General features: G+C 63.4%; 15 protein-coding genes and 1 rRNA gene. 10 read left to right on the top strand and 6 right to left on the bottom strand.

Features of this window, described 5'->3' with window-relative positions:
- Window positions 1–67 precede the first annotated feature (67 nt).
- The 3 genes from QFZ91_RS16105 to QFZ91_RS16095 form a co-directional block, all read right to left on the bottom strand.
- A 16S ribosomal RNA gene (locus QFZ91_RS16105) occupies window positions 68–1,600 on the bottom strand.
- A 364-nt stretch (window positions 1,601–1,964) separates the two neighbouring features.
- The gene (locus QFZ91_RS16100; RefSeq protein ID WP_429567802.1) at window positions 1,965–3,245 is read right to left on the bottom strand and encodes an SGNH/GDSL hydrolase family protein; all 1,281 of its coding nucleotides are present in this window, start codon (window positions 3,243–3,245) and stop codon (window positions 1,965–1,967) included.
- A gap of 85 nt (window positions 3,246–3,330) precedes the next feature.
- Window positions 3,331–4,953 (bottom strand): NAD(P)/FAD-dependent oxidoreductase, encoded by a 1,623-nt coding sequence (locus QFZ91_RS16095; protein WP_429567801.1) that lies wholly within the window; start codon window positions 4,951–4,953, stop codon window positions 3,331–3,333.
- A gap of 196 nt (window positions 4,954–5,149) precedes the next feature.
- On the opposite strand from QFZ91_RS16095, the gene paaA reads away from it, so the two are divergent.
- From paaA to QFZ91_RS16055, 8 genes are all read left to right on the top strand, one after another.
- The gene (paaA, locus tag QFZ91_RS16090; protein ID WP_429566159.1) at window positions 5,150–6,148 is read left to right on the top strand and encodes a 1,2-phenylacetyl-CoA epoxidase subunit PaaA; all 999 of its coding nucleotides are present in this window, start codon (window positions 5,150–5,152) and stop codon (window positions 6,146–6,148) included.
- A gap of 36 nt (window positions 6,149–6,184) precedes the next feature.
- Window positions 6,185–6,469 carry a 1,2-phenylacetyl-CoA epoxidase subunit PaaB gene (gene paaB, locus QFZ91_RS16085; RefSeq protein ID WP_013090772.1) on the top strand — a complete coding sequence of 95 codons (285 nt, stop codon included), beginning with the start codon at window positions 6,185–6,187 and terminating at the stop codon, window positions 6,467–6,469.
- Between the two features lie 16 nt (window positions 6,470–6,485).
- The gene (gene paaC / locus QFZ91_RS16080) at window positions 6,486–7,289 is read left to right on the top strand and encodes a 1,2-phenylacetyl-CoA epoxidase subunit PaaC (RefSeq protein ID WP_429568655.1); all 804 of its coding nucleotides are present in this window, start codon (window positions 6,486–6,488) and stop codon (window positions 7,287–7,289) included.
- Between the two features lie 7 nt (window positions 7,290–7,296).
- Complete coding sequence (gene paaD / locus QFZ91_RS16075) at window positions 7,297–7,875, top strand: 1,2-phenylacetyl-CoA epoxidase subunit PaaD (RefSeq protein ID WP_429567800.1); 579 nt, start codon at window positions 7,297–7,299, stop codon at window positions 7,873–7,875.
- Between the two features lies 1 nt (window position 7,876).
- Complete coding sequence (paaE, locus tag QFZ91_RS16070; protein WP_368594380.1) at window positions 7,877–8,965, top strand: 1,2-phenylacetyl-CoA epoxidase subunit PaaE; 1,089 nt, start codon at window positions 7,877–7,879, stop codon at window positions 8,963–8,965.
- A 175-nt stretch (window positions 8,966–9,140) separates the two neighbouring features.
- A complete protein-coding gene (locus tag QFZ91_RS16065; protein WP_429567799.1) occupies window positions 9,141–9,956 on the top strand; it encodes a DUF1835 domain-containing protein in 816 nt (271 codons plus the stop codon).
- A gap of 16 nt (window positions 9,957–9,972) precedes the next feature.
- Complete coding sequence (locus tag QFZ91_RS16060) at window positions 9,973–10,584, top strand: TetR/AcrR family transcriptional regulator (protein WP_176124623.1); 612 nt, start codon at window positions 9,973–9,975, stop codon at window positions 10,582–10,584.
- A 267-nt stretch (window positions 10,585–10,851) separates the two neighbouring features.
- Window positions 10,852–11,520: a GNAT family N-acetyltransferase gene (locus QFZ91_RS16055; RefSeq protein WP_176380124.1), complete on the top strand. Its 669-nt coding sequence runs from the start codon at window positions 10,852–10,854 to the stop codon at window positions 11,518–11,520.
- A 99-nt stretch (window positions 11,521–11,619) separates the two neighbouring features.
- Here the strand turns inward: QFZ91_RS16055 and QFZ91_RS16050 are convergent, their stop codons facing one another.
- Entirely contained in the window at window positions 11,620–12,117 is a 498-nt protein-coding gene (locus QFZ91_RS16050; RefSeq protein ID WP_176110082.1) for an Lrp/AsnC family transcriptional regulator, read from the bottom strand.
- Window positions 12,118–12,306: 189 nt separating this feature from the next.
- Between QFZ91_RS16050 and hppD the strand changes: the two genes are divergently transcribed.
- Window positions 12,307–13,404, top strand: a complete 1,098-nt coding sequence (gene hppD, locus QFZ91_RS16045; protein ID WP_368718504.1) for a 4-hydroxyphenylpyruvate dioxygenase — start codon at window positions 12,307–12,309, stop codon at window positions 13,402–13,404.
- A 137-nt stretch (window positions 13,405–13,541) separates the two neighbouring features.
- Here hppD and QFZ91_RS16040 read toward each other — a convergent pair whose 3' ends face one another.
- On the bottom strand, window positions 13,542–13,736 hold the full coding sequence (locus tag QFZ91_RS16040; RefSeq protein WP_429567798.1) for a hypothetical protein: 195 nt from the start codon (window positions 13,734–13,736) through the stop codon (window positions 13,542–13,544).
- Window positions 13,737–14,125: 389 nt separating this feature from the next.
- Between QFZ91_RS16040 and QFZ91_RS16035 the strand changes: the two genes are divergently transcribed.
- Entirely contained in the window at window positions 14,126–17,725 is a 3,600-nt protein-coding gene (locus QFZ91_RS16035; RefSeq protein ID WP_429567797.1) for an indolepyruvate ferredoxin oxidoreductase family protein, read from the top strand.
- A gap of 160 nt (window positions 17,726–17,885) precedes the next feature.
- Here QFZ91_RS16035 and QFZ91_RS16030 read toward each other — a convergent pair whose 3' ends face one another.
- Window positions 17,886–20,168 carry an NADP-dependent malic enzyme gene (locus QFZ91_RS16030; protein WP_429567796.1) on the bottom strand — a complete coding sequence of 761 codons (2,283 nt, stop codon included), beginning with the start codon at window positions 20,166–20,168 and terminating at the stop codon, window positions 17,886–17,888.
- Window positions 20,169–20,369: the final 201 nt, after the last annotated feature.

Here is a 20,369-nt window from a genome sequence, read left to right as displayed (position 1 = left end):
TGCGTTGCTTCTCTAAACCACAGCCGATAAGCGTGAGCACTTGAATGCACTGAATGCATAGCTCTGGAAAGGAGGTGATCCAGCCGCACCTTCCGATACGGCTACCTTGTTACGACTTCACCCCAGTCATGAATCCTACCGTGGTGACCGTCCTCCTTGCGGTTAGACTAGCCACTTCTGGTAAAACCCACTCCCATGGTGTGACGGGCGGTGTGTACAAGACCCGGGAACGTATTCACCGCGGCATGCTGATCCGCGATTACTAGCGATTCCAGCTTCACGCACTCGAGTTGCAGAGTGCGATCCGGACTACGATCGGTTTTCTGGGATTGGCTCCACCTCGCGGCTTGGCAACCCTCTGTTCCGACCATTGTATGACGTGTGAAGCCCTACCCATAAGGGCCATGAGGACTTGACGTCATCCCCACCTTCCTCCGGTTTGTCACCGGCAGTCTCCCTGGAGTGCTCTTGCGTAGCAACTAGGGACAAGGGTTGCGCTCGTTGCGGGACTTAACCCAACATCTCACGACACGAGCTGACGACAGCCATGCAGCACCTGTGTGATGGCTCCCTTTCGGGCACTCCCGGCTCTCACCAGGATTCCATCCATGTCAAGGGTAGGTAAGGTTTTTCGCGTTGCATCGAATTAATCCACATCATCCACCGCTTGTGCGGGTCCCCGTCAATTCCTTTGAGTTTTAATCTTGCGACCGTACTCCCCAGGCGGTCAACTTCACGCGTTAGCTACGTTACCAAGCCAATGAAGGCCCGACAACCAGTTGACATCGTTTAGGGCGTGGACTACCAGGGTATCTAATCCTGTTTGCTCCCCACGCTTTCGTGCATGAGCGTCAGTATTGGCCCAGGGGGCTGCCTTCGCCATCGGTGTTCCTCCACATCTCTACGCATTTCACTGCTACACGTGGAATTCCACCCCCCTCTGCCATACTCCAGCGCTGCAGTCACCAATGCAGTTCCCAGGTTAAGCCCGGGGATTTCACATCGGTCTTACAGCACCGCCTGCGCACGCTTTACGCCCAGTAATTCCGATTAACGCTCGCACCCTACGTATTACCGCGGCTGCTGGCACGTAGTTAGCCGGTGCTTATTCTTCCGGTACCGTCATCCCTCACGGATATTAGCCACGAGGTTTTCTTTCCGGACAAAAGTGCTTTACAACCCGAAGGCCTTCTTCACACACGCGGCATTGCTGGATCAGGCTTGCGCCCATTGTCCAAAATTCCCCACTGCTGCCTCCCGTAGGAGTCTGGGCCGTGTCTCAGTCCCAGTGTGGCTGGTCGTCCTCTCAGACCAGCTACAGATCGTCGGCTTGGTAGGCCTTTACCCCACCAACTACCTAATCTGCCATCGGCCGCCCCTTGAGCGCGAGGTCCCGAAAGATCCCCCGCTTTCCTCCACAGAGCGTATGCGGTATTAATCCGGCTTTCGCCGGGCTATCCCCCACTCCAGGACACGTTCCGATGTATTACTCACCCGTTCGCCACTCGCCACCAGACCGAAGTCCGTGCTGCCGTTCGACTTGCATGTGTAAGGCATGCCGCCAGCGTTCAATCTGAGCCAGGATCAAACTCTTCAGTTCAAACCTGTTACTGTTTTCGGTTCCGCAGTTTCCTGCTGACGAACCGGTCGCTCACTCAACGTACTGACGATGATCCATCCGTCTTTCGACAGATAAACCTTCCTCTAATACTGTGTGAGGCTTCTGATACTTTTGCCTTGCAGCAGATTCATACGAACCCGCCGCCGCATTCCGCATCAAGCGCCCACACTTATCGGCTGTTAGTTTTTAAAGATCGATCCGCCCAACCCGCAACGCCGGAACTACCACCACCCGGCACTGCTTCGTTTGCGTCGCTGCGTCTGCAGCAGAGAAACGAGATTATGGAGACCCTTTCTCGTCTCGTCAATACCCGATTTCGCTTTTGCTTAAAAAAAGTTGTGACTCACTTCCGGGCCGCGCTCACCACTGCCTCAACAGGAACAGCGTCGGCCATGGCCGCGTAGCCAGCGTCGCTCGGATGGATGTGATCGCCGCTATCGAAAGCGCGCTGCAGACGCTCCGGCTGCGCTCTGTCGCGCAACGCCGCGTCGAAATCGACGACGCCATCGAAAGCGCGACTAGTCCGGATCCACTGATTAACCGCGAGTCGGATGTTTTCCCGCTCCTGCGGCAGCGACGCCGGCGTCAGCGTCGCGCCGAACACCTTGACACCCTTGCGCCGCGCGGCCGCGATCACTCGCTGGTAACCGGCGATCAGATCGGCAGCCGTGACGGACGTATGAGGAAAATCGCAGTCGAGCCCGCCATGAGGCGGCATTGCCGCAAAGTTAATGTCGTTGATGCCAATCAGCACAACCGCCGCCTTGACGCCCGGACGTTGCAAAACATCGCGCTCAAACCGGCTCGCAAGCGCGTCGCCATAACAAGGTGAGTCGCTAAGAAGCCGGTTGCCGCTGATGCCGAGATTCACGATCGCCGTCGACTGCGCGCCGCTCGCCGCCAGTCGCCGAGCCAGCGCATCCGGCCAGCGACGGTTCTGGTTCAGGCTGGAGCGCATGCCGTCGGTGATCGAGTCGCCGATCGCAGCGACGGCAACTGACGGCGCCACCGCCTCCACCGACAAGCTCGTGACCCACACATATTGGGTGAAGCGGCCGCGAAATGCGGCGGCGGACGTGTCGGCAGTGTGATTGCCCGGCCCCGACACATAATTCACCTGATTCGACACCCGGTGCCACGCGACGATCCGCTGCTCCGGTCCCATAAACGCACTGATCGCATACGGCGCGCCCTCGACGACGTCGATCCCAATCGGATCACTGTCCAGCTCGCCGCCGGGCGGAACGCTGACTGCGCCCTTGCCAGCAAACGTCACTCGACTGCCATCCCTCGCTACCGCCGCCGCGCCGCCGGCCGAGCGCGCGATGCGCAGCTCGTCGATGACCAGAGGTGTCTTGCCATACGCATTGCTCAGATGAATCCGCGCCGTCTTTCCCGACAAAGTCGGATACACGATTTGCCGGACGGTGCGCCCGGCGACTTCCGGCGCGCGATACAGCGGTGGCAAGTCGGCCTGCTGGGGAAGCGGTTGCAGCGCGGTCGCCCACACGGCGACCCAATGCTCGGGCGCTTCGGCAGCGAACGCATTCGAGGAAACGACAAACGGAGCAAATTGGGCAAGCAGCGCCGCGCCGCATGCGGCAGCCAGGGTGCGAATGGTCATTCGGACGATCGGTTCGAGACGAAACGCGCATTGTGCCCGAACGACGCGGCAATCGCCGGTGCCCGGCGGCTGTGCCCGTTTGGACTCATGCCGTTTGCTGACTCATGATCTTCAGAGCGACGGCTTCGGCGACTTCGATTCCGTCGATCGCGGCCGAGTAGATCCCGCCCGCGTATCCCGCACCTTCGCCGGCGGGATACAGCCCTTTGATGTTGACGCTCTGGTAGTCGTCCCCGCGACGAACGCGTACCGGCGACGACGTTCGGGTTTCAACGCCGGTCAGCACCGCGTCATGCATCGCGAAACCGGCGATTTTCTTTTCCATCTGCGGCAGCGCTTCGCGAATCGCCTCGATCGCGTAGTCGGGCAGTGCGGTGCTGAGATCGGTTGGCCGCACGCCGGGCTTATACGACGGCACGACGGAGCCGAGCGACGTGGACGGACGCCCGGCGATGAAGTCCCCGACCAACTGCCCCGGCGCCATATAGTTGCCGCCACCGAGTTCGAACGCCCGCTCCTCCCACTTGCGCTGAAACGCGATGCCCGCAAGCGGGCCGCCCGGGTAGTCGTCTGGCGTAATGCCGACCACGATGCCCGCATTCGCGTTGCGCTCCGCGCGCGAGTACTGGCTCATGCCGTTCGTGACGACCCGCCCGGGCTCCGACGTGGCCGCCACCACGGTGCCGCCGGGACACATGCAAAAGCTATACACCGCGCGCCCATTGCTACAGTGGTGCACCACCTTATAGTCGGCTGCACCGAGCTGTTTGTGACCGGCAAATTTGCCGAAACGGCTGCGATCGATCACCCCTTGCGGATGCTCGATCCGGAAACCGAGCGAAAACGGCTTCGCCTCGACGTGAACGCCGCGGTCGTGCAGCATCTGGAAGGTGTCGCGTGCGCTATGGCCGACCGCCAGCACCACGTGGTCACAGCGCAGCGTCTCGCCGGTCGACAGCTTCAGCCCGCGCACCTGGCCGTTGTCGATGTCGATGTCCTCGACACGCGTCTCGAAGCGCACTTCGCCGCCCAGCTCATGGATGCCCGCACGCATCTTCTCGACCATGCTGACGAGGCGAAACGTGCCGATATGCGGCCGGCTCAGGTACAGGATGTCCTCGGGCGCACCGGCCCGCACGAATTCGTCGAGCACTTTGCGGCCGTAATGTTTCGGGTCCTTGATCTGGCTGTAGAGCTTGCCGTCCGAAAAAGTGCCCGCGCCACCTTCGCCGAACTGCACGTTCGACTCGGGATTCAGCACCGATTTGCGCCACAGGCCAAACGTGTCCTTGGTGCGCTCGCGCACGGCCTTGCCGCGCTCGAGGATGATCGGCCGGAAGCCCATCTGCGCGAGGATCAGTCCTGCGAACAGACCGCACGGTCCCATGCCGATCACGACCGGACGCGGCGTGGTCAGTTGGGCGGGCGCTTTGGCGACGAACTTGTAGCTCATGTCGGGGGTCACGCCGCAATGCGGCACGTCGGCGAGCCGTTTCAGCGCGGCCGCTTCATCCTTGACCTCGACATCGACGATATAGGTGAGCTTGATGTCGGCGCGCTTGCGCGCGTCGTGCGCGCGGCGAAACACGGTGTATCGGATGAGCCCGTCCCGCGCCACGCCGAGGTCCGCGAGGCGCGCACGGATGGCGGCTTCGAGGGCGCTTTCGGGATGATCGAGCGGGAGTTTGATTTCGCTTAGACGTAACATGAGTACCGGAGATGCAAGTGGGCCGCAGATCGCGGCCAATTCGCAATTTTACCGGTAAGTGTCGGAGTGGGGGACGTGCTTCAACACCCCTGAATGACGCTATCAAGCCCAATCCCCGTCCTCAAAAAATTTATTAACCGACCGGTCGGTTGGTTTATACTACGCCGACACAGACTACTCCTTCAGAGAGCGTCCCATGTACACCCAATCCCTCGATATCCCCGGCCACGTCGCCCCACAGGACGCGGACGCGAATTCGCCCGAACAGGCGCGCTTCGACGCGGTCATGGCCGCCGACGGCAAGATCGAGCCGCAGGACTGGATGCCCGACGCGTACCGCAAGACGCTGGTGCGGCAGATCTCGCAGCACGCGCACTCGGAGATCGTCGGCATGCTGCCCGAGGGCAACTGGATCACCCGCGCGCCGAGCCTGAAGCGCAAGGCGATCCTGATCGCCAAGGTGCAGGACGAGGCCGGCCACGGGCTCTATCTGTATAGCGCCGCCGAAACGCTCGGCGTGTCGCGCGAGCAGCTGATCGACGCGCTGCACGCAGGCAAGGCCAAGTATTCGAGCATCTTCAACTACCCGACGCCCACCTGGGCCGACGTCGGCGTGATCGGCTGGCTGGTCGACGGCGCGGCGATCATGAACCAGATCCCGCTGTGCCGCTGCACCTACGGGCCGTACGCCCGCGCGATGATCCGCATCTGCAAGGAAGAGTCGTTCCACCAGCGCCAGGGGTTCGATGCGCTGCTCGCGATGATGGCCGGCACCGACGCGCAGCGCGAGCTCGTGCAGCAGGCGGTGAACCGCTGGTGGTGGCCGGTGCTGATGATGTTCGGCCCGAGCGACAGGGACTCGGTGCACAGCAACCAGTCGGCGCAATGGGGCATCAAGCGCATCACCAACGACGACCTGCGCCAGAAATTCGTCGACGCGACCGTCGAGCAGGCCAAGGTGCTCGGCGTCACGCTGCCCGATGCGCAGCTCAAATGGAACGCGGCGCGCGGCCACTACGACTACGGCGACATCGACTGGGAAGAGTTCTGGCGCGTCGTCAATGGCGACGGCCCGTGCAACCGCGAGCGCCTTGCCACGCGCGTGAAGGCCCATGCGGACGGCGCCTGGGTGCGCGAAGCCGCACTCGCCCATGCCGAAAAACAGCGCCAGCGCGCGCAACAGCACGCCGCCTGAGTGGCACCGCACATCACAGGAATCAGGAGATCAGCAATGAACAAGGAATGGCCGATTTGGGAAGTGTTCGTGCGCAGCAAGCAGGGACTCGACCACAAGCACTGCGGCAGTCTGCACGCGGCCGACGCGCCGATGGCGCTGCGCATGGCGCGCGACGTCTACACGCGCCGCCAGGAAGGCGTGAGCATCTGGGTGGTGCCGTCCTCGGCGATCACCGCCTCGGCGCCCGACGAGAAGGCCGAACTGTTCGAACCGGCGGGCGACAAGATCTATCGCCACCCGACGTTCTACACGCTGCCCGACGAAGTCAACCACATGTAAGCGCGCCATGACCACAATATCCATCACGCCCGAACATCTGCAGTACGTGCTGCGCCTCGCCGATACCGCGCTGATCCTCGGTCAGCGCAACAGCGAGTGGTGCGGCCACGGCCCGATCCTCGAAGAGGACATCGCGCTGTCGAACATGAGCCTCGACCTGATCGGCCAGGCGCGCCTGCTGTACACGCATGCGGCCACGCTCGAAGAGCAGCTCACCGGCCGTCAGCGCAGCGAGGACGACTACGCGTACTTCCGCGCCGAGCGCGAATTCGCGAACTACACGCTCGTCGAGCTGCCGCACTACGGGCCGCTCGCCGGCACCGCGCAGGCAGAGAAGGACTATGCGGTCACCATCGTGCGCAACTTCCTGTATTCGACGCTGATGCTGCACCTGTGGAGCGCGCTGACGGGTTCCGCCGACGCACAGCTCGCCGCGATCGCCGCGAAGTCGATCAAGGAAACGCAGTACCACGTGCATCACGCGGGCGAGTGGCTGATCCGTTTCGGCGACGGCACCGACGAATCGCACCGTCGCGCGCAGGCCGCGCTCGACTATCTGATGCCGTACACGTACGAGTTCTTCAGCGCGGACGCGGTGGAAGACGCGATCGCCGCGGCCGGCATCGGCCCGCGCACCTCGACGCTGGAAGCCGCATGGCTCGACGACGTGCGCGCCACGCTCGACGCGGCCACGCTGACGCTGCCCGCGGCGCTGCGGCACGTGAGCACCGGCAAGCACGGCGAGCATTCGGAGCACATGGGTTTCGTGCTCGCGGAAATGCAGAGCCTCGCGCGCCAGCATCCGGGCGCGAACTGGTGAGCCCGCGATGACGACCTCGACCGCCGCGCAGCCCGTGAATACAGCCGCTGCCACCACCGCCACGACCGATCCCGCGCTCACCCGCGCGTGGAGCGTGCTTGAAGCGGTACCCGACCCGGAGATCCCGGTGGTCTCGATCCGCGAGCTCGGCATCCTGCGCGAGGTGCGACGCGCCGCGGACGGCGCGCTCGAAGTCGTGATCACGCCGACCTACTCGGGCTGCCCGGCGATGTCGCAGATTGCCGAAGACATCGGCCGTGCGCTCGAGGCCGCGCAGCTCACGCCGTACCGCGTCGCCACCGTACTCGCGCCGGCTTGGACCACCGACTGGATCACCGCCGAGGCGCGCGAAAAACTGCGCGTCTACGGCATCGCGCCGCCCACGGGCAACTGCGGTTCAGCCGCGACGTCTGCGTCACAGGAGAAAGTGCTGCGCTTCGTGCCGCGCGCGCTGCCCGCCCCGCCCTGCCCGCGCTGCGGCTGCGCACACACCGAGCGACTCGCGCAGTTCGGCTCGACCGCCTGCAAGGCCCTGTATCGCTGCCTCGACTGCCGCGAACCCTTCGACTACTTCAAACCGTACTGATATGGCCACCCCGCAATTCCATCCGCTGCGTATCCGCGAAGTACGTCCCGAAACCGCCGATGCGGTGTCGGTCGCCTTCGAAGTCCCGCCCGAACTGCGCGACCAGTACCGCTTCACGCAGGGCCAGTTCGTCACGCTGAAGACGCATATCGACGGTGAGGAAACGCGCCGTTCGTATTCGATCTGCGTGGGCGTCACCGACTATGACCGCGACGGCGAGTTGCGCATCGGCATCAAGCGCGTGCGCGGCGGGCGTTTCTCGAACTTCGCGTTCGACACGCTGCAGCCCGGCCACACGATCGACGTGATGACGCCGGACGGCCGCTTCTTCACGCACCTGAACGCCGAACAGGGCCAGCAGTACCTCGCGTTCTCGGGCGGCTCGGGCATCACGCCGGTGCTGGCGATCATCAAGACCACGCTCGAAGTCGAGCCGCGCAGCACCTTCACGCTGGTGTACGGCAACCGCAGCGTCGACCAGATCATGTTCGCCGAGGAACTCGAGGATCTGAAGAACCGCTTCATGAACCGCTTCGTGCTGTATCACGTGCTGTCGGACGACCTGCAGGACGTCGAGCTGTTCAACGGCGTGCTCGACCAGCAGAAGTGCGCGGCGTTCCTCGAGCAGCTGCTGCCGGCCGACGCGATCGACGAGGCGTTCATCTGCGGCCCCGCGCCGATGATGGACGCGGCCGAGGCGGCCCTGAAGGCCGCCGGCGTGCCGCCCGCGAAGGTGCACGTCGAGCGTTTCGGCACGCCGCTGCCGCAGGCGGGGGTGCCGCCCGTCGAGATCACCGCGGACACCCCGGCTGCCGACCTCGAGATCGTGCTCGACGGCAAGCGGCGCAGGCTGCGCCTGCCGTATCAGGGGGTGAGCGTGCTCGACGTCGGGCTGCGCGCCGGTCTGGCGCTGCCGTATGCGTGCAAGGGCGGCGTGTGCTGTACGTGCCGCGCGAAGGTGCTCGAGGGCGAAGTGAAGATGGAAAAGAACTACACGCTCGAAGAACACGAGGTCCGCGACGGGTTCGTGCTGACGTGCCAGTGTCATCCGGTGAGCGAGAAGGTCGTCGTCAGTTACGACGAACGTTGAGCCTGGAGCTTTCGTCGCCAGGGTGGGCACTCGCTTCGTGTAACGGCCGGCGCCGCTTTCGGCCGTTTCGCGATCCGCTTACACTAGGGGCCGCTCATCGATCGGGACATCGGTTTCCAGTCGGCGAGCGGCCTCTTTTTGTTACAGCTGCAAGCGTCACAGCAAACCCTTGCCCATGAGCACGATTCATCTCACCAACGGCGACGTCGCCGCCGAGTCGCTGCGTAGCGCGCTGGCCCTGGCGGGCCGCGACGATCGCGTGCAGCCGTTGCGCGACGATCTGGCGGTCGGCCCGCTGCGCGGCGTCGACGACGCTCCCTACGTGCGCGCCGACTTCTGGGAACGCGTCAACGCCGACACGCGACGCGACTTCGTGCGCGAGTTCCGCGAACAGGCCGCAGTGCTCGACGGCCTCTCGAACGACACCGCGAATCTCGTTGTGTGGCACGCCGAAAGCGCGTCCGATCAGCTGATGCTGCGCCGTGTCTGCTACCTGGTGCGCAACAGCCCGCAGCGTTTGAACGAAGTGCGTCTGTCGATCGCCGAGCTCGCCGATCCGCAAGCGTGGGCGCATACGCGCAAGGACCGCGCGACATCGGTCGGCATGTTTGCGCCGGACGTATTGCAGGCACATCTGCCGGACGCCGCGCCGATTTCCGTGCTGCGCATCAGCCGGCTTGCGCTCGAATGGCAGGAGGTCAAGCAGGCGAACGGCGAGACGCGGCGCTGGCGTGACAATACCTTCACGAGCGGCAGCTTTGCCGAAATCGACACGCTGATCCTCGAACGCGCAAGCGACGACTGGCAGCCCGCCGCGCGCGTCGCCGCCTATGTTATGACCTCCGAACTGTGGTTTCTCGCCAGCGACAGCATCGTGCTGTGGCGCATGCGCGAACTCGCGACGCAACGACGCATCCACCTGCGTGGCGACGCGAACGAATGGCGCTCGCTCGAACTGCGCGCGGCGTCCGCTTCCAGCTCACCCCAATAAGATAAAACAGACAACTATGGCCCGCACCCGAGCCCCCGACCACGAAACCCAGCGCGAGCAGATTCTCGAACTGGCCGCCGCGAAGTTTGCGCAGACCAGCTACCCAAGCACGTCGATGGCCGATCTCGCCGCGGCGAGCGGCACCTCGAAGGCGCGCCTCTATCACTATTACGAGAGCAAGGAAGCCATCCTGTTCGACCTGCTCGATCGCTACACGAAGCGGCTGATGCTGATCATCGCCGAGGTGGAAGGGTCGAGCCAGCGGCGCGAACTGAGCGAGCGCGAAACCTTCGCGGAGCTGATCCGCGCGTTCCTGTCCGAGTATGAGACGTCGCACAGCCGGCACGTCGCGCTGTTGAACGATGTCAAGTATCTGGTCGATTCGCAGCGCGAGATCATCCTGAACCGCCAGCGCGACGTGGTCGCCGCGTTCGCGCGGCAGCTCGCGCGCGCCTACCCCGAACGAGCGACGCGCGACAACCAGACCGCGCTGACGATGATGGTGTTCGGCATGATCAACTGGACCTTCACGTGGCTCAAGCCGGACGGCCGCATGGGTTATAGCGAGTTCGCCGAACAGGTGGTCGGCATGGTCGAGCATGGTCTCGGCACCGCGCCGGTCAAGTGAGACGACGGTCCGAGCCGGCGCCTTGGATGATGCAAAGCAACAACATTCATACGAAATATGTCAGCTCCGGGATGCATGCGGCATCGTGTCCCGAACGTGCGTTCACTTGCATTTCCTTTAAAAATCAATTGAGTAAATTTAGGGCTCCAGCGGTCTAGGTAATCGCCTCAGTTTTTGATACGGGTTTTCCCTAGTGAATGGCTTGGGTTTCCGCTAAAATCGGTTTTGCGGTGCACAACACCGCCTGATTAAAAGGAGAACCCGACCATGAACACGCTGAGCCTTCGCACCACCGAGCCGATCGCGCCGAACGACCGCGCGTCGCTGTCTGCTGGACGCGCGCACGTTCTGGTCCGAGAACTCACCGCGGTCGATCGCGAACGCCTGCTTACGCACTTCCTCGCGCTCGACGAAGAAGACCGACTGCTGCGCTTCGGCCAGGTTGTGCCGAACCACGTGATCGAAAACTACGTGCGCACGATCGACTTCACGCGCGACACCGTGTTCGGCGTGTTCAACAGCAAGCTGGAACTGAGCGGCGTCGGCCATCTGGCCTACCTGCCGGCCGAAGGCAACAAGCGCACCGCCGAATTCGGCGTCTCGGTGCTCGAAAGCGCGCGTGGCATCGGTATCGGCTCGAAGCTGTTCGAGCGCGCCGCGATCCGCAGCCGCAACACGCATGTGACGACGCTCTACATCCACTGCCTGGCGCGCAACTCGACCATGATGCACATCGCCAAAAAGGCCGGCATGAAGATCGAATACGCGTACGGCGAAGCCGACGCCTATCTGACGCTGTCGCCGGCAGATCAGTCGAGCATCCTCGCGGAAATGCTGCAGGAGCAGGCCGCCGTGTTCGACTACGCACTCAAGCGCCACGCGCGCCAGGCATCGCGACTGTTCGAGTCGTTCATGCCGGTGGCTGTCGCTGCCTGAACAATCGCTGCGGGGAAATGAGACTGGGGCGGCCGCAAGGTCGCCCTTTTTTCTATCTGTACCAAATCAACGCCATGCGCAGGGCGTGGCGCGTGAAGCCTACAAAATGGGCAGCGCTGTCGTTTCCTTGATCTTTTCGAGCGAAAAGCTCGATTTCACATCGATCACCGATGGATGCCGCAGCAATTGATCCTGCACGAAGCGCGAAAAGTGCGCCATGTCCTCAACCTGGACGCGCAGCAGGTAATCCATCTCCCCCGTCATCGCGTGACACGCGACCACTTCGGGCCACGTCTGCACGGCCGCGCCGAACAGATCGGCGTGGGTGGCATCGCCATGCGGACTGAACGCGCGACCGCCGCCCTTCTCCAGCCGCACGTTGACATATGCAAGCAGGTCGAGTCCGAGACGCTGCGCGTCGAGTAGCGCGACGTAGCCGCGAATCACGCCGCTTTCCTCGAGCCGGCGAATCCGCCGCAGGCACGGACTCGGCGACAGATTGATCCGCTCCGCTATCTCCTGATTCGACAGCCGGCCATTTTCCTGAAGGATCGCCAGAATGCGTCGATCGATCGCATCTATCTCGCTATTAGCCATGTTCTGCCACGTCTCGCTCGAATCGAGCCATAAAGTAGCTCGAGAATAGCGACGCGCGATTAAGTTCGCAAGTTCTTGCCTCCATCACAGTTCTACAATTGCCCTATCCGGTCACGCTCAGCCGACCGTCCCGCGCGCTCACCGCCAGCGCGCCTCGGCAACCCCCTTGCATGGGATTGGAGACAGACAATGCAGGTTTCTACTTGGGAAAATCCGGTCGGCACTGACGGCTTCGAATTCATCGAATACACGGCGCCGGACCCGAAAGCGCTTGGCAAACTGTTCGAACGGATGGGTTTCACCGCCGTCGCGCGACATCGTCACAAGGACGTGACGCTGTATCGTCAGGGCGACATCAATTTCATCGTCAACGCGGAGAAGCATTCGTTCGCGCAGCGCTTCGCGCGCTTGCATGGCCCATCGATCTGCGCGATTGCGTTTCGCGTGCAGGATGCCGCGAAGGCCTACAGCCAGGCGCTCGAAAAAGGCGCGTGGGGATTCGACAACAAGACCGGCCCGATGGAGCTGAACATCCCGGCGATCAAAGGCATAGGCGATTCGCTGATCTATTTCGTCGACCGCTGGCGCGGCAAGAACGGCGCGGCGCCGAACAGCATCGGTGACATCGACATTTACGACGTCGACTTCGAACCGCTTCCCGGCGCGAACCCCAATCCGGTCGGCCATGGCCTGACCTATATCGATCACCTGACGCACAACGTGCATCGCGGCCGCATGCAGGAATGGGCCGAGTTCTACGAGCGCCTGTTCAACTTCCGCGAGGTGCGCTACTTCGACATCGAGGGCAAGGTGACGGGCGTGAAGTCGAAGGCAATGACTTCGCCGTGCGGCAAGATCCGCATTCCGATCAACGAGGAGGGCTCGGACACAGCCGGTCAGATCCAGGAATATCTGGACGCGTACCACGGCGAAGGCATCCAGCACATCGCGCTCGGCACCAGCGACATCTACCGCACCGTCGACGGCCTGCGCGCGTCGAACATTTCGCTGCTCGACACGATCGACACCTACTACGAACTCGTCGACCGGCGCGTGCCGAATCATGGCGAGCCGCTCGAGGAACTGCGCAAGCGCAAGATTCTGATCGACGGCGCGCCGGACGATCTGCTGCTGCAGATCTTCACCGAAAACCAGATCGGCCCGATCTTCTTCGAGATCATCCAGCGCAAGGGCAATCAGGGCTTCGGCGAGGGCAACTTCAAGGCGCTGTTCGAATCGATCGAGCTCGACCAGATTCGCCGCGGCGTCGTGCAGGACAAGACCTGATCGCGGTGACTCGCGCCTGATCGGCGCGCAGAAGAAAAAAGGGCGAGGATCGCAGGATCCTCGCCCTTTCACGTTGCACGCCGCCGCTCTCTTCGAAACGGCGGCCGGTTGTCACAAGACGCGCGCGATGTGGCGCGTCATGAATTCTGCCTGTACTCATTGCTGCCGGTCGCACCGTCGATCGTTCCGACCTGCGCCGGCGCTACCTGCGCCGTGCGAATGATCGCGTTCGACAGCGCCCCCGTAGTGCCCGGATTCGAGTGCATCGGCGCGCTCATCGCGAAGAATGCGGCGGAAACCATCAGGAACGTCTGGATGTTTCTTGTGTTCATGCGTACTCCTTTTCTAACTGCCCTGCTGTCCAGAAGCTGCGCAAAATGCGCAGCGATCGGCATCGCTCGCAGGTCCGGGGATTAGACAGTGGTTTTCACTGCGGTTCCGCACATTTGTAGGTTTTACAGCTTGTTACATGCGCAAGCACAACCCAACTCGATTCCGCGGAAAATCCGCGCCAACTGCTGACAACGCGTGGCCACCTTGCAGCGAAACCATCTGAAATCAGATTCGGCGCGGGCGATTTCTGATCCGCTGCGGCGGGTTTCCACCAGTGCTACCATCGCTTGAAACCCGTCAATATGACGACCCCGGCCCCAGCATTCACGAGATGCCGGGGGCCAGAAAAGTTTTGGTGATCCCAAGCTGAAGTGGAGGAGTACACATAATGAATGCCCCGCTAGACGCAGGTCAGCGAGCCTCGCTCGAAGCCGCGTTGTCTTCCGTCACGCTCGACGACAAATACACCCTCGATCGCGGCCGCGCTTACATGAGCGGCATCCAGGCGCTGGTGCGTCTGCCGATGCTGCAGCAGGAACGCGACCGCGCCGCTGGCCTCAATACGGCCGGCTTCATCTCCGGCTACCGCGGGTCCCCGCTCGGCGGACTCGACCAGTCGCTGTGGAAAGCCAAAAAGCATCTGTCCGCGCATCAGGTCGTGTTCCAGCCCGGTGTCAACGAAGACCTCGCGGCCACCGCCGTGTGGGGTTCGCAGCAGGTCAACCTGTACCCGAGCGCCAAATACGACGGCGTGTTCTCGATGTGGTACGGCAAGGGCCCCGGCGTCGACCGCTCCGGTGACGTCTTCAAGCACGGCAACTCGGCCGGCTCGTCGCGGCACGGCGGCGTTCTGGTGCTCGCCGGCGATGATCACGCGGCCAAATCCTCGACACTCGCGCACCAGTCCGAACACATCTTCAAGGCGTGCGGGCTGCCGGTGCTGTTTCCGTCCAACGTGCAGGAATATCTGGACTTCGGTCTGCACGGCTGGGCGATGAGCCGCTACTCGGGCCTCTGGGTCGCGATGAAGTGCGTGACCGACGTGGTCGAATCGTCCGCATCGGTCGATATCGACCCGCACCGCACCAGCATCATCCTGCCGGAAGACTTCGTGATGCCCGACGGCGGGCTGAACATCCGCTGGCCCGATCCGCCGCTCGTGCAGGAAGCGCGTCTGCTCGACTACAAGTGGTACGCGGGCCTCGCCTACGTGCGCGCGAACAAGCTCGACCGCGTCGAAATCGATTCACCGCATGCGCGCTTCGGCATCATGACCGGCGGCAAAGCCTATCTCGACGTGCGTCAGGCACTGACCGACCTCGGCCTCGACGACGAAACCTGCTCGCGCATCGGCATCCGTCTGTACAAAGTCGGCTGCGTGTGGCCGCTCGAAGCGCAAGGCGCGCAGGCCTTCGCGCGCGGTCTCGACGAAATTCTCGTGGTCGAGGAAAAGCGCCAGATCCTCGAATACGCGATCAAGGAAGAGCTGTACAACTGGCCCGACGCGCAGCGCCCGCGCGTGTTCGGCAAGTTCGACGAAAAAGACGGCGCGGGCGGCGAATGGTCGGTGCCGATGGGCAACTGGCTGCTGCCGGCGCACTACGAGCTATCGCCCGCGATCATCGCGAAGGCAATCGCCACGCGGCTGGACAAGTTCGATCTGCCGTCGGACGTGCGCGCCCGGATCGCCGCGCGCATCGCGGTGATCGAGGCGAAGGAAAAAGCGCTCGCGCGGCCGCGCGTCGAAGTCGAGCGCAAGCCGTGGTTCTGCTCGGGCTGCCCGCACAACACGTCGACCAATGTGCCGGAAGGCTCGCGCGCGATGGCCGGCATCGGCTGTCATTACATGACGGTCTGGATGGACCGCAGCACCAGCACGTTCAGCCAGATGGGCGGCGAAGGCGTCGCGTGGATCGGCCAGGCGCCGTTCACGAACGACAAGCACGTGTTCGCCAATCTCGGCGACGGCACCTACTTCCACTCGGGGCTGCTCGCGATTCGCGCGGCGATCGCATCGAAGGCGAATATCACCTACAAGCTGCTGTACAACGACGCGGTCGCGATGACGGGCGGCCAGCCGGTCGACGGCGTGCTGACCGTGCCGCAGATCACGCACCAGCTCGCCGCCGAAGGCGCGGCGAAAATTGTCATCGTGACCGATGAGCCGGAGAAATACGCGGCGAATGTCGGCCTCGCGCCCGGTGTCGACATTCATCACCGCGACCAGCTCGACGACGTGCAGCGCCAGTTGCGCGAGATTCCCGGCACCACGATCCTGATCTACGACCAGACCTGCGCGACCGAAAAGCGCCGTCGCCGGAAGCGCGGCGCGTATCCCGATCCGGCACGGCGCGTCGTGATCAACGAGGCGGTGTGCGAAGGCTGCGGCGACTGCTCGGTGAAGTCGAACTGCCTGTCGGTCGAACCGCTCGGCACCGAGTACGGCACGAAGCGCCAGATCAACCAGTCGACCTGCAACAAGGACTTCTCGTGCGTGAACGGCTTCTGCCCGAGCTTCGTCTCCGTTGAAGGCGGCCAGTTGCGCAAGCCGAAGGCGGCGTCGGGCGCCGGCGCCGAAATGCCGCCGGTGCCGGACCCCGAGCTGCCGTCCATCGAGCGTCCGTACGGCGTGCTGGTGACGGGCGTCGGCGGCACCGGCGTCGTCACGATCGGCGCGCTGCTCGGCATGGCCGCGCATCTCGAGAACAAGGGTGTCACCGTGCTCGACGTCACCGGCCTCGCGCAGAAAGGCGGCGCCGTGATGAGCCACGTGCAGATCGCGAACCAGCCGGCCGACATCCATGCGACTCGCATCGCGATGGGCGAAGCGAGCCTCGTGATCGGCTGCGACGCGATCGTGACCGCCAGCGACGAGTGCGTGTCGCGGATGCAGGCGGATCGCACGCGCGTGGTGCTGAACAGCGCGCACACGCCGACCGCCGAGCTGATCAAGAACCCGAACTGGCGCTTCCCCGGCAGCAGCACCGAAGCCGACGTGCGTGCCGCAGCGGGGGACGACAACGTCTCGGCGGTCGACGCGAATCACTTTGCCGTCGCTCTCCTCGGCGACGCGATCTACACGAACCCGTTCGTGCTCGGCTACGCGTGGCAGCGCGGCTGGGTGCCGCTCACGCACGAGTCGCTGATTCGCGCGATCGAGCTGAACAACGTGCAGGTGGAGAAAAACCGCGCCGCGTTCGAATGGGGCCGGCGTGCCGCGCACGATCTGGCCGCGGTACGCAAGCTCGCGCAATCGCAGGGACGCGGAGAGACGACCGACAACGCAAGCGGCAAGATCATCGCACTGCATACGCCGAAGGCGCTCGACACGCTGATCGACAAGCGCGCCGACTATCTGACCGCGTGGCAGAACCGTGCGTATGCGGACCGTTATCGCGCGCTGGTGTCGCAGGTGCGGGTCGCGGAAGAAGCGCTCGATTCCGCCGACGGCCATATGCCGCTGACCGAAGCGGTCGCCAAGAACCTGCACAAGCTGATGGCGTACAAGGACGAATACGAAGTCGCGCGTCTGTACAGCGACCCGGCGTTCATCGAGAAGCTGAACGCGACGTTCGAAGGCGACTGGAAGCTGCATCTGCATCTCGCGCCGCCGACGCTATCGAAGAAGGACGCGCACGGCCATCTGGTGAAGAAGAAGTACGGTCCGTGGATGTTCCGCGCGATGCACGTGCTCGCAAAGCTCAAGTTCCTGCGCGGCACCGCGCTCGACGTGTTTGGCAACACCGAGGAGCGACGCACCGAGCGCGCGCTGATCGGCGAATACGAGGCATTGGTGCGTGAATTGATCGGCGGGCTGACTTCGCAGAAGCGCGATCTCGCGGTCGAGCTCGCGAACCTGCCCGACGGCATCCGCGGTTATGGGCACGTGAAGGAGAACAACCTGAAAGGCGTGCGCATCAAGTGGAACGAGCTGCTCACGCGTTGGCGTTCGTCCGATGCAGGCAACACGACGCAGCACGCGGCCTGATCGACTCTGGCAGTTGAACTGAAAAGCGGCGGTCTTCACGGACCGCCGCTTTTTTTCGGACGCAAAAAAAGCGCCACGGAACCGCAATTCCGTAGCACCTTTACCGAAGCCGTCGCGCGCGCGTTACTGCCGCCCCCGCTTCAACCCCGCGCGATGCACGTTACTTCGCGTTCACCGACTTGCGCGCGTTCGCCGAAGCGACCGCCGTCATGTTGATGATCCGGCGCACGGTCGCGGCCGGCGTCAGGATATGCACCGGCTTTTCCGCGCCGAGCAGGAACGGTCCGACCGTCACGCCCTCGCCGCCCACCACCTTCAGCAGGTTGTACGCGATGTTCGCCGCTTCGACGTTCGGCATGATCAGCAGGTTCGCTTCGCCGGCGAGCGTCGTGCCCGGAAACGCGGCCTTGCGGATGGTCTCCGACAGCGCCGCGTCGCCGTGCATTTCACCGTCGATTTCGAGCGACGGCGCACGTTGCGTGATCAGCTTGCGCGCCGCGGCCATGCGCTGCGACGACGACGACGGCGCGCTGCCAAAGTTCGAGTTCGACAGCAGCGCGACCTTCGGCGTGATACCGAACTTCTCGATTTCGCGCGCGGCGAGCATCGTCATGTCGGCGAGCTGCTCGGCGGTCGGTACTTCGTTCACGTACGTGTCGCAGATGAACAGGTTACGGCCCGGCAGCATCAGCAGGTTCATCGCGGCGAAGTTCTCGACGTTGTCGGCCTTGCCGAGCACCTGCTCGATGAAGTTCAGGTGCGTGTGGTACTGGCCGATCATGCCGCAGATCATGCCGTCCGCATCCCCGAGATGCACGAGGATCGCGCCGATCAGCGTGTTGAACTTGCGCATCGCGGCCTTCGCGACGTCGGGCGTCACGCCTTCGCGCGCGCCGATTTCGTGATACGCCTGCCAGCTCTTGTGATAGCGCGGATCGTCTTCCGGATCGACGATTTCGACGTCTTCGCCGCACTTGAGCTTCGAGCCCATCTTCTTCAGACGCATCTCGATCACCGACGGACGGCCGACCAGGATCGGCTTCGCGATCTTTTCGAGCAGCACGAACTGCGCGGCGCGCAGCACGCGCTCGTCTTCGCCTTCCGCGAACACGATGCGCGCCGGTGCCGCCTTCGCCGCCGCGAAAACCGGCCGCATCACCATGCCCGAGCGATAGACGGTCGCGCCGAGCTGTTCGCGGTACGCGTCCATGTCCTGGATCGGACGGGTCGCGACGCCCGAATCCATCGCGGCCTGCGCGACGGCCGGCGCGATCTTGATGATCAGACGCGGATCGAATGGCTTCGGAATCAGGTATTCGGGACCGAATTCGAGCGAGTGGCCTTCGTAGGCCTTCGCGACCTCATCGCCCTGGTCGGTTTCCTCGGCCAGTTCGGCGATCGCGCGCACGCACGCGAGCTTCATTTCTTCGGTGATCGTCGTCGCGCCGACGTCGAGCGCGCCGCGGAAGATGAATGGGAAGCACAGCACGTTGTTGACCTGGTTCGGATAATCCGAACGGCCGGTCGCGATGATGCAGTCCGGGCGGACCTTGCGCGCTTCTTCCGGACGGATCTCCGGCTCGGGGTTCGCGAGCGCGAGAATCAGCGGCTGCGAGCCCATTTCGGCGACCATCTCCGGCTTCAGCACGCCGGCGCTCGAGCAGCCGAGGAACACGTCGGCGCCACGGATCGCGTCGGCGAGCGAGCGCGCTTCGGTGTGCGCCGCATAGCGTTCCTTCGACGGATCGAGGTTGCCGCGCCCTTCGTAGATCACGCCCTTCGAGTCGGCGACGATAATGTTCTTCTTCGACAGACCGAGATTGACGAGCAGATCCAGGCACGCAATGGCGGCGGCGCCCGCGCCAGAACAGACCAGCTTCACTTCGTCGAGCTTCTTGCCGACCACTTTGAGGCCGTTCAGGATCGCCGCCGACGCGATGATCGCGGTGCCGTGCTGATCGTCGTGGAAGACCGGAATCTTCATACGTTCGCGCAGCTTCTTCTCGATGTAGAAGCACTCGGGCGCCTTGATGTCCTCGAGGTTGATGCCGCCGAGCGTGGGCTCGAGCATCGCGATCGCCTCGACGAGCTTGTCCGGATCGGATTCGGAGAGCTCGATGTCGAACACGTCGATGCCGGCGAACTTCTTGAACAGACACCCCTTGCCTTCCATCACCGGCTTCGCGGCGAGCGGGCCGATATTGCCGAGGCCGAGCACCGCTGTACCGTTCGTGATCACGCCGACCAGGTTGCCGCGCGACGTGTACTTCTGCGCGTCGAGCGGTTCCTCGTGAATCGCCATACAGGCTGCAGCCACGCCCGGCGAATATGCGAGCGACAAATCCAGCTGGTTCGACAGCGGCTTGGTGGGCGTCACCGAAATCTTGCCAGGTTTCGGATTCTGGTGATATGCGAGAGCGCTTTGCTTGAGTTGTTCGTCCATTTCTAGGCCTGCGAGACGTAAGTGATTGGACCCGGCGCCCCACACCGTTGCGGCGTTTTCATCTGTCGAATGGATAGCCGACCGAGGCGGTTTTCGCACGCGCCCGCCAAGGCGCGATGACTTACCTCGACGAAGACGGGACGATGCGGAGTGCTTCGCGGGTCGATCAGTGTACACCCCGGAAGTGTCGATGCACTGAGT

It is taken from the genome of Paraburkholderia sp. JPY419 (genome assembly GCF_050435705.1).
Lineage (GTDB): Bacteria > Pseudomonadota > Gammaproteobacteria > Burkholderiales > Burkholderiaceae > Paraburkholderia > Paraburkholderia youngii.
Note: the sequence above shows the minus strand (reverse complement) of the source record. Positions and strands in the feature narration are given on the sequence as shown.